At 69.7% G+C, this 14,852-nt stretch carries 15 protein-coding genes; 5 read left to right on the forward strand and 10 right to left on the reverse strand.

Annotation, left to right across the window (positions count from 1 at the left end; all coding sequences use genetic code 11):
- Positions 1–6 precede the first annotated feature (6 nt).
- Positions 7–1,911 (reverse strand): BCCT family transporter, encoded by a 1,905-nt coding sequence (locus ACW9PK_RS07960; RefSeq protein ID WP_457015498.1) that lies wholly within the window; start codon positions 1,909–1,911, stop codon positions 7–9.
- A gap of 267 nt (positions 1,912–2,178) precedes the next feature.
- Here ACW9PK_RS07960 and ACW9PK_RS07965 point away from each other — a divergent pair, with 267 nt between their 5' ends.
- On the forward strand, positions 2,179–2,379 hold the full coding sequence (locus tag ACW9PK_RS07965; protein ID WP_064846353.1) for a DUF3073 domain-containing protein: 201 nt from the start codon (positions 2,179–2,181) through the stop codon (positions 2,377–2,379).
- A 120-nt stretch (positions 2,380–2,499) separates the two neighbouring features.
- On the opposite strand, the gene purM is transcribed toward ACW9PK_RS07965, so the two are convergent.
- From purM to ACW9PK_RS07990, 5 genes are all read right to left on the reverse strand, one after another.
- Positions 2,500–3,660, reverse strand: a complete 1,161-nt coding sequence (gene purM / locus ACW9PK_RS07970) for a phosphoribosylformylglycinamidine cyclo-ligase (RefSeq protein WP_457015499.1) — start codon at positions 3,658–3,660, stop codon at positions 2,500–2,502.
- Positions 3,657–5,198 carry an amidophosphoribosyltransferase gene (gene purF, locus ACW9PK_RS07975; RefSeq protein WP_457015500.1) on the reverse strand — a complete coding sequence of 514 codons (1,542 nt, stop codon included), beginning with the start codon at positions 5,196–5,198 and terminating at the stop codon, positions 3,657–3,659. The genes purM and purF overlap by 4 nt, the downstream gene beginning before the upstream one ends.
- A gap of 12 nt (positions 5,199–5,210) precedes the next feature.
- Complete coding sequence (locus tag ACW9PK_RS07980; RefSeq protein ID WP_167318086.1) at positions 5,211–5,552, reverse strand: DUF3169 family protein; 342 nt, start codon at positions 5,550–5,552, stop codon at positions 5,211–5,213.
- 71 nt (positions 5,553–5,623) lie between these two features.
- On the reverse strand, positions 5,624–5,989 hold the full coding sequence (locus tag ACW9PK_RS07985) for a sterol carrier family protein (RefSeq protein ID WP_064846357.1): 366 nt from the start codon (positions 5,987–5,989) through the stop codon (positions 5,624–5,626).
- Positions 5,990–6,038: 49 nt separating this feature from the next.
- Positions 6,039–7,040 (reverse strand): asparaginase, encoded by a 1,002-nt coding sequence (locus ACW9PK_RS07990; protein ID WP_144997287.1) that lies wholly within the window; start codon positions 7,038–7,040, stop codon positions 6,039–6,041.
- A gap of 71 nt (positions 7,041–7,111) precedes the next feature.
- On the opposite strand from ACW9PK_RS07990, the gene purD reads away from it, so the two are divergent.
- The 3 genes from purD to ACW9PK_RS08005 all read left to right on the forward strand — a co-directional run bounded on the left by purD (position 7,112) and on the right by ACW9PK_RS08005 (position 10,980).
- A complete protein-coding gene (purD, locus tag ACW9PK_RS07995) occupies positions 7,112–8,479 on the forward strand; it encodes a phosphoribosylamine--glycine ligase (RefSeq protein WP_085106184.1) in 1,368 nt (455 codons plus the stop codon).
- Positions 8,476–9,447, forward strand: a complete 972-nt coding sequence (locus ACW9PK_RS08000) for a phosphoribosylaminoimidazolesuccinocarboxamide synthase (RefSeq protein WP_085106185.1) — start codon at positions 8,476–8,478, stop codon at positions 9,445–9,447. Before purD ends, ACW9PK_RS08000 begins: the two co-directional genes overlap by 4 nt.
- A gap of 285 nt (positions 9,448–9,732) precedes the next feature.
- Entirely contained in the window at positions 9,733–10,980 is a 1,248-nt protein-coding gene (locus ACW9PK_RS08005; RefSeq protein WP_457015501.1) for an IS256 family transposase, read from the forward strand.
- Here the strand turns inward: ACW9PK_RS08005 and ACW9PK_RS08010 are convergent.
- Genes ACW9PK_RS08010 through ACW9PK_RS08020 form a run of 3 tightly spaced genes read right to left on the reverse strand, consistent with a single transcriptional unit; the run spans position 10,970 to position 12,677 of the window.
- Positions 10,970–11,305: an MGMT family protein gene (locus ACW9PK_RS08010; RefSeq protein WP_457015502.1), complete on the reverse strand. Its 336-nt coding sequence runs from the start codon at positions 11,303–11,305 to the stop codon at positions 10,970–10,972. The genes ACW9PK_RS08005 and ACW9PK_RS08010 overlap by 11 nt on opposite strands.
- Positions 11,302–12,432: a sensor histidine kinase gene (locus ACW9PK_RS08015; RefSeq protein ID WP_457015503.1), complete on the reverse strand. Its 1,131-nt coding sequence runs from the start codon at positions 12,430–12,432 to the stop codon at positions 11,302–11,304. The genes ACW9PK_RS08010 and ACW9PK_RS08015 overlap by 4 nt, the downstream gene beginning before the upstream one ends.
- A gap of 50 nt (positions 12,433–12,482) precedes the next feature.
- The gene (locus ACW9PK_RS08020) at positions 12,483–12,677 is read right to left on the reverse strand and encodes a hypothetical protein (RefSeq protein WP_064846363.1); all 195 of its coding nucleotides are present in this window, start codon (positions 12,675–12,677) and stop codon (positions 12,483–12,485) included.
- A 46-nt stretch (positions 12,678–12,723) separates the two neighbouring features.
- Between ACW9PK_RS08020 and ACW9PK_RS08025 the strand changes: the two genes are divergently transcribed.
- Positions 12,724–13,446: a response regulator transcription factor gene (locus tag ACW9PK_RS08025; RefSeq protein ID WP_260981520.1), complete on the forward strand. Its 723-nt coding sequence runs from the start codon at positions 12,724–12,726 to the stop codon at positions 13,444–13,446.
- A gap of 540 nt (positions 13,447–13,986) precedes the next feature.
- Here the strand turns inward: ACW9PK_RS08025 and ACW9PK_RS08030 are convergent.
- A complete protein-coding gene (locus ACW9PK_RS08030) occupies positions 13,987–14,709 on the reverse strand; it encodes a FadR/GntR family transcriptional regulator (RefSeq protein ID WP_035964141.1) in 723 nt (240 codons plus the stop codon).
- Between the last annotated feature and the right edge of the window lie 143 nt (positions 14,710–14,852).

The following is a 14,852-nucleotide window of genomic DNA, read 5'->3' on the forward strand; positions in this document are numbered from 1 at the left end:
AGGAGCCTAGTGCTGCTCGGGCGGTCGTCCGTTCCGGGGCGACCGCTCATCCACGGTGGGCCTCTCGCCCGCGGCCGGCTGATCGGCCACGGCCGGCCGCGCGTCCACGTAGGTGTCCTGACGGTAGTCGTACTCCACGGGCTGACCGTTCTCGTCGGTGCGCTGGTACCACGAACTCATGCGCTCCCCCGTGGAGTCCACGTCGTGACCGGCCGCGGCGGGGCCCTCCTGGTGGCGGACCTCCAGGGCGAAGTCGTCCCCGTGCTCGTCCATGCCCTGGCGTACCGCGTTGTCGAGCGCCGTGCGCGCGTAGTGGTGGCGCAGACTCATGGGATCGGTGGAGAGGTCCCGCAGGAACGCCGGGATCAGGGCCAGCAGGATCACCGCGAACGGCAGCGCCGCCACGGTCACGAGGTCCTGCAGACCCTGCAGGGCGTTCGCCCCGCCCACCGCGAGCATCACGGAGGACACCCCGGCCAGGGCCACACCCCAGAAGATGATGATCTTCCGGTCCGGTTCGGGCTTGCCCTGCTGGGACATGGACGCCATCACGAGCGTCGCGGAGTCCGCGGACGTAATGAAGAAGACGGCCAGCAGCACGATGATCGCAATGGGCGTGATCTGCGCGAACGGCAGGGCGCCCAGGACGCGGAAGAGCATGTCCTCGGGGGACGCGGCACCCGCGATGTCCACGCCGTCGCGCTGCAACCAGATGGCGGTGCCGCCGAAGACCGAGAACGCGAGCACACAGATCACGGTGGGTGCCAGCAGTACCACGCTCACATACTGGCGCAGGGTGCGCCCGCGGGAGATGCGGGCCACGAACACGCCCACGAACGGCGCCCACGAGACCCACCATGCCCAGTAGAACAGGGTCCACGAGCGCATGAATTCCTCGGCCTCCGTGCCCCAGGACGCGGAGAGGGACAGCATCTGGAACATCTCACCGAAGTACGTGCCCACGACCGAGGGGATGAAGTTCAGCAGGAACACGGTGGGGCCCGCCACGAACAGGAAGAACGCGACCACGGCCGCGAGCACCATGTTGAAGTTCGAGAGCCTGCGGATCCCCTTGGCCACGCCGGAGACCGCGGAGATCAGGAACACGCACGTGAGCACCGCGATGATCGCGATCAGCACCGCGTTGCCCACCTCACCGAGACCGGTGATGATCTGCAGACCGCGGCCGATCTGCAGCGTGCCCAATCCCAGGGAGGCGGAGGTCGCGAAGAGGATGCCCACGATCGCGAACATGTCGATGAGCCGCCCGCCCACGCTCAGGTGCGCGCGCTGGCCGAAGATCGCGGACATCAGCAGGGGCCGCCCACGGCGATAGCCTGCGTAGCCCACGGCCGCCCCCACGAGCGCGTAGATGGCCCACGCCTGCAGTCCCCAGTGGAAAATGGTCTGTGCGAGTGCGGAATGCATCGCGTGGTAGCTCTCCGCCGCGGCGCGTCCCGGGGGAGGGGTCATGTAGTACGTGACGGGTTCGTAGACACCGAAGAAGATGAGCCCCACGCCCATCCCCGCCGCGAAGAGCATGGCGATCCACGACCCCATGGAGTAGGCCGGTTCCTCGCCGTCCTTGCCCAGAGGGATCCGGCCGTAGCGTGAGAACCCCACGAAGAGCAGGAACAACAGCATCACGGCGGCCAACAGGGTGAAGACCCATCCGCCGTAGGTCACCACCGCGTCCAGCGCACCCTTGGAGACCGTGGTGAGCGATTCGGTGGAGACCGCACCCCACACCACGAACCCCACGATCAGTGCTCCGGCGACCCCGAACGTGATCTTGTCCGTGCGGTAGCGCACCCGCTGCTCCTCCACCGAGACCCCGGGCACCAGGCCCGGGTGGGTGTCATGGGGATACGGACTCTCGGAGGGCGGGACCCTCCGCAGGGATGAACTCATGGCGAACCTGCTCTGGTGCGGGGAATGTGCGGACTGCGCCGCCGGGGCCGTTTCACTGTACCGGCCGAATTCGCCCCGCGAGTTTCCTCGAACGACGCCGTGAGGGCCCGGGATTCGCCCGGGGTGGACGCACGGGGTGCGGGTGCGCGAGAAGCGTACAAAACATGTACCCTGGACACACGAAAAACTGACAAGACACTCCGGGGCCGTACTGTGTGCTCAACACGGTACCGCCGATCGGACACGAGACGCAGAGGGGGTCACGCCATGGGGCGCGGCCGTCAAAAGGCGAAGGCGACACGACAGGCGCGGGAGATGAAGTACTTCAGCCCGCAGACCGACTATTCGGCGTTGCAGCGGGAGTTGCGCAGCAGCAAACCGTCCTCCCGAGCCATGGATCACGAGGAACGTCCCGAGGATGAGGACGACTACTCGACCTACGCGGAGAAGTACTCGGACTACGACTGATCCGCTCGCCGCCCCACCGCGGCGGCGTCGTCATCGTGACCAGCAGAGCAAGGAACCGCCCACACGAGCGTGTGGGCGGTTCCTTGCGTGCCCGTCGCGTCGCGGGCGCTCGGTGCGCGTTCAGCGGGCGTAGTCACCCGTCATGAGCACGCCGCCGCCAGCCACGCCCTTGGCGCCCTGCACCCAGTCACTGCCGTGGCGGGAGGCGTCCGGGTCCACGGGACCCACGCGGCCCATGATCCAGGACGGCAGCCCGCGTTCGGTGAGGTGGGCCACGGCGGCGTCGGCCACGGCGGGGTCCACGATCGCGACCATGCCCACGCCCAGGTTGAGCGTGCGCTCGAGGTCCGCCAGGGGCACCTGACCGAGCTGCGCCACGAGCTGGAACACGGGCGGCAGGGACCACGTGGAGCGCTCCACCGTGGCCTGCAGGTCCGCGGGCAGAACACGCGCCAGGTTGGCCGCGAGACCACCGCCGGTCACGTGGGAGAAGCCGCGCACGCCGTGGCCCGTGGTGCCGTCCGGACCGTTCACGGGGAACGCCCGCGCGAGGTCCAGGACGTCCGCCGCGTAGACGCGCGTGGGTTCGAGCAGTTCCTCGCCCAGGGTCCGGCCCAGTTCGCTGACCTGGCGGTCCAGCTGCCAACCGGCCACGTTGATGACCCGGCGCACCAGGGAGTACCCGTTGGAGTGCAGCCCGGAGGACGTCATGCCGATCACGACGTCCCCGTCACGCACGCGCTGCGGGCCGAGCAGTTCGTCCGCCTCGATCACGCCGGTGGCCGCACCGGCGACGTCGTACTCGTCCACGCCCAGCAGCCCGGGGTGCTCGGCGGTCTCTCCGCCCACGAGGGCGGTGCCCGCAGCCTCGCACGCCGCGGCGATGCCCCGCACGATGTCCGCGATGCGTTCCGGGACCACCTTGCCGGTCGCGATGTAGTCGGTCATGAACAGCGGCTTGGCGCCCACGACCACGATGTCGTCCACGACCATGCCCACGAGGTCCCACCCGATGGTGTCGTGGACGTCCAGGGACTGGGCGATCGCGACCTTGGTGCCCACGCCGTCCGTGGACGTGGCCAGGTAGGGCTTGCGGTAGCCGGTGAGCTCGGAGACGTCGAAGAGCCCGGCGAAACCGCCCACGCCGCCCACCACGCCGGACGTGTGGGTCGCCTTCACGGCGGACTTCATGAGTTCGACGGCGCGGTCCCCGGCCTCGACGTCCACCCCCGCGCTCGCGTAGGTGACGGCTTCCGTGCCGTGGGCTCGGGACTGGCTCATGCGGTGGTCTCCTCGTGGGCGGTGTCGGTGCGCGGTGCTGGGTCCACGAGGTCCTCGGAGGGTTCCGCGTGGGCCCCGGGGGATTCCAGCACGGACTTGCCGAGCCGGTCCGCCTTGGGCAGGGCCGTGGGGTAATCACCCGAGAAGCACGCGGTGCACAGGGTGGGACGGGGGTGGGCGGTGGCCTCGATCATCCCCTCCTCGGAGATGTACCCCAGGGAATCGGCGCCCAGGGAGGCGCGGACGTCCTCCACGGCGAGCCCGTTGGCGATCAGCTCCGCGGGGGACGCGAAGTCGATGCCGTAGAAGCACGGCCACTTGATGGGCGGGGAGGAGATCCGCACGTGGATCTCCGCCGCCCCCGCTTCACGCAGCATGCGCACGAGGGCCCGCTGGGTGTTGCCGCGCACGATCGAGTCGTCCACGACCACCAGGCGCTTGCCCGCCACGATCGAACGCAGGGGGTTGAGCTTGAGCCGGATCCCGAGCTGACGGATGGTGTCCGAGGGCTCGATGAACGTGCGGCCCACGTAGGAGTTCTTCACGAGTCCGTGTCCGAACGGGATGCCCGAGGCCTCCGCGTATCCGATCGCGGCGGGGGTCCCGGACTCGGGGGTGGGCATCACGAGGTCGGCGTTCACGGCGTGCTCGCGCGCGAGTTGTCGGCCCATCTCCACGCGGGACTCGTACACGGAGCGCCCGGCGATCGTGGTGTCGGGGCGGGCCAGGTACACGTACTCGAACACACACCCCGCGGGCTTCGCCTCCGCGAAACGGCGCGAACGCAGGCCGTTCTCGTCGATCGCGATGAACTCACCGGGTTCCACCTCGCGCACGAGGGAGGCGCCCACGATGTCCAGCGCAGCGGTCTCGGAGGCCACGACCCAGCCGCGTTCCAGTCTGCCCAGCACGAGGGGACGCACGCCCAGGGGATCGCGCGCGGCGTAGAGTGTGGCCTCGTCCATGAACGTGAGACAGAAGGACCCCACGAGCCGGGGCAGCAGCATCATGGCCGCCTCCTCGAGCGAGTTCAGGGGGTGCTCCGCGAGCAGCGCGGTGATCAACGCGGTGTCCGTGGTGTTGCCCCGGGCGATCTCACCGCGGGACGGGAACCCGGACTTGTCGAGCAGCAGGTCGTAGAGCTCGGCGGAGTTGGTCAGGTTGCCGTTGTGCGCGAGCGCGAGCGTGCCGTGCGGGGTGGCACCCAGGGTGGGCTGGGCATTGGCCCAGTGGGACGCACCCGTGGTGGAGTAGCGCGCATGTCCCACGGCCAGGTACCCCTTGAGGGTGTTGAGCGTGGTCTCGTCGAAGACCTGGGACACGAGCCCCATGTCCTTGTAGACCGAGATCCGTTCCCCGTCGGACGTCGCGATGCCCGCGGACTCCTGCCCGCGGTGCTGCAGCGCGTACAGGCCGTAGTACGTCAATTTGGCGACGTCCTCGCCCGGGGCCCACACGCCGAACACGCCGCACGCGTCCTGGGGGCCTTTTTCTCCGGGCAAGAGGTCGTGAGAGAGTTTTCCGTCAGCTCGAACCACGCAGACAGTGTCTCATGTGCCGGGGCGCTCGTCCGCCCCGTGAAGATCCTGGACCTCCGCGGTCACGTGCCGGGAGCGTTTGAGGGAGATCCGGTCCAGGACGAGTGCCACCACGGCGCCCACGGTCGCACCCACGATCAGGAACGTCATGAGGAAGAACCCGATGATGGCCCCGCGGGTGTAGGCGAGCGATCCGGGGCCCAGCGCCCCCACGAGCAGTCCCGCGATGGCCCCGATGGCCGCGCCCGTGATGAGGAACGCGATCATGTTGGGGGCGCGGCGCACCGTCATCCGTTCGGTGGCGGAACCGGGCTGCGGGGCGGGCGCGGGCGTCTCGGGATCGGCGGAACTCATGGTTTCCAGGTTATCGCGCATCCGGGCGTGCGCGGGCCACGCGATGTCGTCGGTGGGGCGTGGGTGGTGCCTCAGCCGAACAGCGGGAGCCACGCGCTGAGGTCGGTGCGCGTCCCGGACGCCGCGACGCTGCCCTCGCGGACGCTGTCGGTCCACCGTGCGCGTCCGGTCGCGAGCGCGAGCCACGTGGTGGCGTCGGTCTCCACCACGTTGGGTGGGGTGCCGCGCGTGTGGCGCGGACCGGGGACGCACTGGGTCACGCCGAAGGGCGGCACGCGCACCTCCACGGAATTGCCCTCCGCGCGACTCGCGAGTTCCTCGAGGCAGTAGCGCACCGCGGTGGCCGTGGTGCGGCGGTCGGCCTCGTCAGGGGATCGGCGCCAGCGCGCGAGCGCGAGGCTGCCGTCCGCCGGGTCGACCTTGCGTCGGATCGTCATGGCCCACCTCTGGGATCGTGGATCTCGGATTGAGGATCGGGGGGGGCGGTCAGCCCAGGAGTTCCCGCAGCGGCTCGGCGAGCTGGATGGCACCCACGGGCCGCCCGGCCCCGGTGATCGGGTGCGTGACGCGTTCGAGGACGCGATCGGCGTCGGCCCGGGAAATGGCACCCGCGTGCGCGAGCAGCGTGAGGCCCACGAGTGAGTTGGCGCGCGAGGAACCGTCCAGCATCTTGATGGCCACGGACCACCCGGAACGGGTGCCCAGCCCCAGCACGCCCTCCGCGCCGAGCTTGGTGATCACGTCCAGCTCCTCCATGATCACGGTGTTCGAACGCCCCGGGCCCTGGACGTACTCGGGGTAGTCGAGCATGGACGTGGCCACGGTCGCGGCGCGGGCGTCAGCCTGGACGTTGCGTGCGGCGCGCCCCAGCGTGGAGTACATGCGGGCGAGGCCGGTGAGGGTGATCGCCGTGAGCGGTGCACCGCAGCCGTCCACGCCCACGTGCTGGGCGCGCTCGCCGGAGAACTCCTCGATGGTCTCGATCACGAGCTGCTGCAGCGGGTGCTCGGGATTCAGGTAGGAGTCGATGGGCCACCCGTTGGTCACGCACGCGAGCAGGAACGCCGCGTGCTTGCCCGAACAGTTCATGCACATGCGGTTGCGGCCGCGTTCGGTGCGGATCAACCACGCGCGCGTGTCCTCGTCCTGGGGCCAGTCCGGCGGGCACTGCAGCGCCTCGGGGCCCAGCTCGGCCGCCTTGAGGATCGAGTTGACCGCGTCCAGGTGGTCGAACGTGGCGGTGTGCGACGCCGCCGCGATCGCCACCTGCTCGCCGCGCAGCGGGGCCCCGGCCTTCATCGCGGCGATCGCCTGGAACGGCTTGAGGGTCGAGCGCGGGAAGATCGCCTCGTCCGGAGCGCCCACGGAGAACGCCACGGATCCGTCAGGTGCCAGCACCACGGCGGATCCGCTGTGCCGGGACTCCACGAAGCCGCTGCGTTGCACCACGGCGAGTTCCACGGCCTGGTCCGAGCTGAAGGTCTGCATACCTTCCAGTATGGCAGCGTGGCCCGCGCAATCGTTGCCCGGGCGGGGGCTGTGGCCGATACGCTGAGCGCGTGAAGGTTTTGGTGGTGGGCCCAGGGGGCCGCGAACACGCGATGATCACGTCCCTGCTACGGGACCCGCACGTCAGCGAGGTGCACAGCGCACCCGGTAACCAGGGGATCGCCCAGGACGTCCCGGTACATCCCCTCAACGCGCAGGACCCGGAGGCCGTGGTCGCGCTGGCTCGGGAGTTGGACGCGGACCTCGTGGTCGTGGGACCGGAGGCACCGCTCGTCGCCGGTGTCGCGGACGCCCTCACCCGTGCGGGCATCCCCGTGTTCGGTCCGTCCGCACAGGCCGCGCGGATCGAGGGCTCCAAGGCGTTCGCCAAGGAGATCATGGCGGCGGCAGGTGTCCCCACCGCGCGATCGGTGGCCACGACGGATCTCGCGGACGTGCGGGCGGCCTTCGAGCGTTTCGGTGCGCCCTACGTGGTTAAGGACGACGGGTTGGCCGCGGGCAAGGGCGTGGTGGTCACGCCGGACCGGGACCGTGCCGAGGCCCACGCGCGCGAATGCCTGGACGCGGGCGGTGCCGTGGTCGTCGAGGAGTTCCTGGACGGCCCGGAAGTGTCCCTGTTCGTGCTCAGCGACGGCGAGAACGTGGTCCCACTGCAACCGGCCCAGGACTTCAAGCGCGTCCGCGACGGTGACCAGGGCCCCAACACGGGTGGCATGGGTGCCTACACGCCACTCGAGTGGCTGCCCGAGGGGTTCACGGACGAGGTCGTGCGCCGCGTGGCCCGCCCCGTGATCGACGAACTGCGACGCCGCGGCACCCCCTTCGTGGGGGTGCTCTACTGCGGTCTCGCCGTGACCGAGCGCGGCATCCAGGTCATCGAGTTCAACGCGCGCTTCGGCGATCCCGAGACCCAGTCCGTCCTGGCGGTGCTCGAAACCCCGCTGGGCGAACTGCTGCTCGACGCCGCGCAGGGCCGGTTGTCCGAGCGCGAGGAGCTCCAGTGGGCCTCCGGCGCGTCCGTGACCATCGTGCTCGCGGCCCACAACTACCCGGGCGCCCCGCGCAAGGGGGACGTGATCACGGGGCTGGCCGAGGCCGCCCAGGACCCGGACACGTGGGTCATCCACGCCGGCACAGACCGCAACGCCGCCGGGGAGATCGTCTCGGCGGGCGGGCGCGTGCTCGCCGTCGTCTCCCGCGGGGCGGACCTGCGGGAAGCGCGCGAGCGTGGCTATCGTGGGATGGAGCGCATCACCCTTCCCGGATCGCACTACCGCACCGACATCGCACTGGCCGCGTCCGAGGGACGGATCACGGCCCCCGGGGGCCAACCGGGTCCCGGCACCACGGACGCCCCGGGCGGGACGCCGGGTCGCACCGGGGCGCCCACCGCGACCACAGCAGAGGAGCAGGCATGAGCGAGCACGGCACACCCCTCGAGATCCCGGGCTGGAAGCACGTCTACTCCGGCAAGGTCCGGGAACTCTACGTCCCGGACGAGTCCCGCCTCAGTGCCACGGGTGTGGCGATCCACGACGACGCCGAGTACCGGGCCGGTGCCGTGCTCGTGGTCGCGAGCGACCGGATCTCCGCGTTCGACCAGGTGCTGCCCACCACCATCCCGGACAAGGGCGTCATCCTCACCCAGTTGTCCCTGTGGTGGTTCCAGCAGTTGGACGGGATCGCGAACCACATCCTGACCACGGACGTTCACGAGTCCGTGCGCGGTCGCGCGGTCGTGTGCAAGAACCTGTCCATGTTTCCCGTGGAGAACATCGTGCGCGGGTATCTCACCGGCTCCGGGCTCAAGGACTACCGCGCCACCGGGTCGGTGTGCGGGATCGAGCTGCCGGAGGGCCTCGAGGACGGCGACCGGCTGGAGCAGCCCATCTTCACCCCCACGGGCAAGGCCGAACTGGGGGAGCACGACGAGCCCATCACATATCAGGAAATGGCGAACGTGGTGGGCAATTCCGTGGCGGACCGGTTGCGGGAGCTGTCCCTGAAGATCTACTCGAGCGCCGAGCGGATCGCCCGGGAGCGGGGGATCATCGTGGCGGACACCAAGGTGGAGTTCGGCCTGGACTCCTACCGCGGGGCCATCACCCTGGGGGACGAGGTGCTCACCCCGGACTCCTCACGGTTCTGGGACCTGGAGACCTACAAGCCGGGCCGCCCGCAACCGTCCTTCGACAAACAGTACGTGCGGGACTGGTTGCGCTCGGACGCCTCCGGATGGGACGGCCAGGGCCCCGTGCCCGAGCTGCCCGAGGAGGTCGTGGCCAAGACACGCGAGCGCTACGTGGAAGCGTACGAGCGGCTCACCGGTCGGGTGTTTGACGCCCGCGGCCCGTTCTTCGAGGTCGCCGGCCCGCCCGAGTACTGATCCGGCCGAGTACGGATCCTGCCCGGCGCTAGGTCGGCGGCAGCGCGGGTCCTACTTCGTCGAGACTGATGCCTCGGCGCGCTCACGCGCCGGTGCTCACCGGCCGTCCCAGCGCCCGGTGCGCATATCCACGCGGACCCAATGGGCGTCGGTCTCGCGCAGGGAGTTGAGTCCCGCATAGTGGTGTAGCGCACGGTGGTCCGGCACGTCGTTCACGACGTAACGCGGTCACCGTGTGATCCTTCGAGAAAGCTCTCTACTTCTCACTCGATTGGAATCATCACGATGACCGCTCCTCATATTGTCCACCCTGCCGGCGTTCTTTCCGAAGCGCTCTCTGACGCGTCGCCGGATTTGATGCGCAACCTGTTGCAGACCATGATCAACGTGCTGCTGTCCGCGGATGCCGACGCTGTCGTCGGGGCGGAATGGGGCACGTCGAGCCCCGACCGCATCGCGCAGCGCAACGGCTACCGTCACCGAGACCTGGACACCCGGGTCGGGACGATTGATGTCGCTGTCCCGAAGCTGCGCCAGGGCACCTACTTCCCTGAATGGCTCATGGAGCGCCGCAAGAGGTCCGAGGCGGCGATGATCACCGTGATTGCTGACTGCTACCTCGCCGGGGTCTCGACGCGCCGGATGGACAAGCTCGTCAAGACCCTCGGGATCCACTCTCTGTCGAAGTCGCAGGTGTCGCGGATGGCCGCGGATCTCGACGAGAACGTCGAACAGTTCCGCCACCGGCCTCTGGGCGATGCGGGCCCGTTCACGTTCGTCGCCGCCGACGCGCTCACGATGAAGGTCCGTGAGGGCGGGCGCGTGATCAACGCGGTCGTGCTGGTCGCGACCGGGGTGAACGCGGACGGGCGCCGTGAGGTTCTCGGCGTCCGCGTCGCCACGAGTGAGACCGGAGCTGCATGGTCCAGTTTCTTCGCCGACCTCGTCGCCCGCGGCCTCACCGGCGTCCGCCTCGTCACCTCCGACGCCCACCAGGGCCTGGTCGAGGCGATTGCCGCGAACCTGCCAGGAGCTTCATGGCAGAGATGCCGCACCCACTACGCCGCGAACCTCATGTCCGTGTGTCCGAAGAGCATGTGGCCGGCAGTCAAAGCGATGCTGCACTCCGTCTACGACCAACCCGACGCCGCCAGCGTGAACGCGCAGTTCGACCGGCTCCTGGACTACGTCGAGGACAAGCTTCCCGCCGTGCACGCCCACCTGGACGCCGCCAGGGCGGACATCCTCGCGTTCGTCGAGTTCCCCGACGGGCTCTGGGCACAGATCTGGTCCAACAACCCCAACGAACGCCTCAACCGGGAGATCCGTCGCCGCACCGACTCCGTCGGCATCTTCCCCAACCGCGACGCGATCATCCGCCTCGTCGGCGCGGTCCTTGCGGAACAGACTGACGAATGGGCCGAGGGACGCCGCTACCTCGGCCTCGACATCCTCGCCAAAAGCCGTCTCACCCTCGTTCACGACACCGGAGCGGAGGAGGTGACCGACACCGTTCTCGAGCTCAGCGCCTAACCCTCACACCGAAGGACAGCGCTACACCACTACCCGGGACTTGACCGCGCAGGGGCGTGCCCTCGCGTTCGTAGTGTTCCCGCGCAGTGATCTGCAGGTGGTCGGGCAGCGTGCCGTCCGCGCGCACCACACGCCACCACGGGACGTCCGTCCCCGCCAGGCCCATGGCCATGATCCGCGCCGCGAGCCGCGGGGTGCTCAACCACGCGAGTTCCGCCACGTCCCCGTAGCTGAGCACCGCGCCCGGTGGGATCGCGACGACGACGCCGCGCACGGCCTCGACCGCGTCCGTCCCGGTCCTCGGGGCGTCCGGGGTGTCACTCACGCGACCGGGATCCGCACGTCCAGGTGCCACACGGCATTGCGCGGACCGTACTCCACCTGACCGTTGAGCAGGGCGACCCGTTCCTGGATCCCGCGCAGCCCGAACGCGGAGGTCAGTTCCCTGCGCCCGGAGTCGGTGCCGGCACCCCGGCGGATCTGGTTCTCGGCGTGGACGCGCACGGCGCCGTCCCGGACGAACACCCGCAGGGCGCACCGGGAACCCGTGGGCGCGTACTTGATCATGTTGGTCGAGGCCTCCTGCAGCACCCGGGCCGCGGTGCCGCGGATGGACGTGGGGATCTCGTCCAGGCCGTCGCCCAGTTCGAGCTCCGGCACGAGTGCGGCGCGTTCGAGGCTCGCCGCGAGTGCCCGGGCCACGCCGTACAGGGACCCCGTGGTGAGCCCGGAACTGCTGTCCCGCTCGTCCGGGGCGCCGGGGGAGTCCCGCAGGATGTGCAGCAGCGTGCGCAGCTCATGCAGCCCGGAGCGGGCGGCGGAGTCCATCATGTCGATCGTGCGGTGCAGTTCCCCGGGGTCCTGCTGCCGGTGGGACCCCGCAGCCTGCATGGTCACGAGGGTCAGTTCGTGCGCGACCACGTCGTGCAGGTCCCGGGCCAGGGCGAGCCGTTCCTGCTCCCGCAGCCGCTGGTGGGTGACCTCCAGAACCGCGAGGCGGCGGGTGTTGAGCCGGTACTGGGTCACGAAGAACCGCACGGCCGCACCGATCAGCGCGGACACACCCAGGGGGATGCCCACGGTCCACGCGAAATCGGAATTGCGCAGCACCCCCGCGGACACGACCATCCACGTGGCGGTGACCGCGAGGTGGGCCAGTGCGGTCCCGCGGGAGAGCATCGCGAGCACCGCGACCATCACGACGCACCCGCACAACAGGGCCAGGGCGTAGTCGTGCAAGACCGTGGCCAACACGTACGACAGCGTGATGGCCACGGCGCTCGCGAGGGGCGACCATGCGAGCAGCGCCACGGCCCCGTAGCTCAGGACCAGGAAACTGCTCGAGAGCACGGCGGGTGCCGGGGGCATGAACGACCACGGCATGGACCGCAGGTCGTCGAGCAGTGCCACCGCGGCGAAGAGCACCACGACGACACGCAACCAGCTCGGCATACCGCCGGATCGAGGGGCGGGGTCCACTCCGATAGCAGTACCCCCCGGGATCACCGGTTGGGGCAGAGAACGGGCCAGTAGTGGCAGATCACGTTCGTGGGGCCGCGCGGGACCGTGGGGGACGCGGCGTGCGCCGGCGCCGCGCTGAGGATGAGGGCTCCGCTCAGCAGGGCCGCGGTGGCGGTGCGCACCCAGCGTGTGCGGGTCGAAGTGGTGGTGGTCACGGGGGACGAATGCTCAGTCATGCGCTCAGTTTATGATCAGGCCATGGATTTGTGCAGGCTTCTCTTGGTGGACGATCATCCGCTCATGCGTGACGCCCTCGCGAACCTGTTCCGCGCGGAGCCGGGTTTCGAGGTCGCGGGGGAGGCCTCGGACGGCGCGGAGGCCGTGGCCACGTGCCTGGAACTGCGCCCTGACGTGGTGCTCATGGACATCCGTATGCCGGGGATGGACGGGATCGAGGCCACCGGGGAGATCGTGCAGCGCTGCCCGGAGACCAAGGTGCTCGCGCTGACCACGTTCTCGACCCTCGAGTACGTGGTCCCCGCTCTGCGCGCGGGGGCCTCCGGGTACCTCGTCAAGGACGCCCGGCACGACGAGATCGTCTCCGCCGTGAGCCTGATCCGCGAGGACGAACTCGCGCTGTCCCCGTCCGTGGCCAGCTCGCTGGCCAACAACGTGTTGGGGGACGTCCCGGTGCCCTCCGTGCGCCGCGGTCACCTGCGCGCGGCGGCGGCCGGCGCCGTCGAACCCGCATCCCGGGGACCCCACCCGGACGCGCCCAAGCTCTCGCCGCGCGAACTCGAAACGCTCGAGTGGATCGCCAAGGGGCTCAACAACAATGAGATCGCCGAGCGCATGTCCGTCTCGCACGGCAGTGTGAAGGCCTACGTGTCCCATCTGTGCGAGAAACTCGCGGTGCGGGATCGGGTCCAGGTGCTGATCTCGGGCATCCAGTGGGGCCTTGTGCATCCCGAGCTGGACGACGAGCGGTACCCCCGCCTGACCTGATTCCCAGGTTACCTTCAGGTTCACGCTCGAAGACTGGCCGAATGGCCATGGTGGCGCGGGTCCCCGGTACGGCACAGTTAGTGGTGGACATCGGAAGAGATGTCCACCACTCCACGGGGGTCGAGCGAGTGTACGGCCTGCGGCCCCGAGTAGGAGCGGACCGCTGAACTCGCGGCGGGGGTCCTCGTACCCCCTTATGACAGAGCTCCGCGAGGCCTGGATCACCTCGCGTGCAGTTCCGAGGTCCTCCGTCGCGTCAGCGGGCCAGGGCGGATGCAAGCCTGACCCCGGCGCCTCCCGGCCAGGAGGCGCCGGGGTTTTTCCTTTGTCAGGGGAGTGCCGGGGAGTTTCCGACGTGCGGGTCAACGGCGCCCCTTCATCGATCCGACGCTGACGCCCGGGTCGGTCGTGGCCGGTCTCGGGACCGTTCGCTGCTGGGCCGTTCAGTCCTGTTCGGCTCGGTTTCTACCCGGCTCAGTCCCGTTCAGTTCAGTCCTGCCGGGCCCGGTCCTATTCGGCGCGGTCGTGGTTGGCTCGGTGCTAGTCGGCCGTGCCGGTCGCATCCGGCACGAAGCCGTAGAACCACATGATGTGCTCGCGCAGCAGGCGCGCGGTCAGGGCGCCGTCGCGTTCGGTGGTCGCGCGCAGGATTGCGCGGTGCTGTTGCTGCAGGTGCGCGCGGATCTCCGGCCAGCCCGTGACCTTCGCGACCGTCTCCTGGACGTACCCGATCGTGGCCTCGCGCAGGGACGCCATGATCGTCTCGAGCACCACATTCCCGCTCAGGGATGCGAGGCGCACGTGGAACTGCGCGTCCAGCGCGTGGAACTCGGCGTCGCTCACCTCGGGGTCGTCCATGCGGTCGAGCAGTTCGCCGGCCTGCGCAAGGATCTCGTCCCGGTGCGGATCGGTCGACGACGCCGCCTCAAGACTCGCGTGGCTCTCCAGCAGCACGCGTGTGCCCACCACGTCCGCGACCGGCAAGGAACGGGTGGCAATGTGCATCCGCAGGGCCCAGCCGAGCGCCGCGGAGGGGTCCGAGATAACGGAGGCCCCGGACTGCGGGCCCGAGCCCGTGGCCGTCCGTACGAGCCCCATGGCCGCGAGGATCCGCACGGCCTCCCGTACCGACGCCCGGGAGATGCCGAAGTCCTCGGCGAGCGCGCGTTCGGCGGGGAGCTTGTCGCCCACGTGCAGCCCGCCCGTGCGCAACTGGTGTTCGAGCCAGTCCAGCACGAGGGTGTAGGCGGGGGTGGTGCTCATTGATTCCTCTCGGGGCGGGTCCGTGGTCCGTTGCGGCGAGGTGCCGCCGGACCGGGCTCCTCACTGTGCCCACAGGGTTGCGGGTGCCATGGCGTGCTGAGCCCCATGGTGCTCGGCGTCCCCGAGGTGCCCGCAGCTCCGCG

The organism is Kocuria sp. MNB10, assembly GCF_054073685.1.

Bases quoted from the DNA above. Each gene is read 5' to 3' on its own strand.
- purM (WP_457015499.1), bottom strand. From the start codon at position 3,660: ATGAGCCAGTCCCGAGCCCACGGCACGGAAGCCGTCACCTACGCGAGC.
- ACW9PK_RS07985 (WP_064846357.1), bottom strand. From the start codon at position 5,989: ATGACGATCCGACGCAAGGTCGACCCGGCGGACGGCAGCCTCGCGCTC.
- ACW9PK_RS07960 (WP_457015498.1), bottom strand. From the start codon at position 1,911: ATGAGTTCATCCCTGCGGAGGGTCCCGCCCTCCGAGAGTCCGTATCCC.
- ACW9PK_RS08000 (WP_085106185.1), top strand. From the start codon at position 8,476: ATGAGCGAGCACGGCACACCCCTCGAGATCCCGGGCTGGAAGCACGTC.
- ACW9PK_RS08015 (WP_457015503.1), bottom strand. From the start codon at position 12,432: ATGCCGAGCTGGTTGCGTGTCGTCGTGGTGCTCTTCGCCGCGGTGGCA.
- ACW9PK_RS07990 (WP_144997287.1), bottom strand. From the start codon at position 7,040: ATGCAGACCTTCAGCTCGGACCAGGCCGTGGAACTCGCCGTGGTGCAA.
- ACW9PK_RS07965 (WP_064846353.1), top strand. From the start codon at position 2,179: ATGGGGCGCGGCCGTCAAAAGGCGAAGGCGACACGACAGGCGCGGGAG.
- ACW9PK_RS08005 (WP_457015501.1), top strand. From the start codon at position 9,733: ATGACCGCTCCTCATATTGTCCACCCTGCCGGCGTTCTTTCCGAAGCG.
- ACW9PK_RS08020 (WP_064846363.1), bottom strand. From the start codon at position 12,677: ATGACTGAGCATTCGTCCCCCGTGACCACCACCACTTCGACCCGCACA.
- ACW9PK_RS07980 (WP_167318086.1), bottom strand. From the start codon at position 5,552: ATGAGTTCCGCCGATCCCGAGACGCCCGCGCCCGCCCCGCAGCCCGGT.
- ACW9PK_RS08030 (WP_035964141.1), bottom strand. From the start codon at position 14,709: ATGAGCACCACCCCCGCCTACACCCTCGTGCTGGACTGGCTCGAACAC.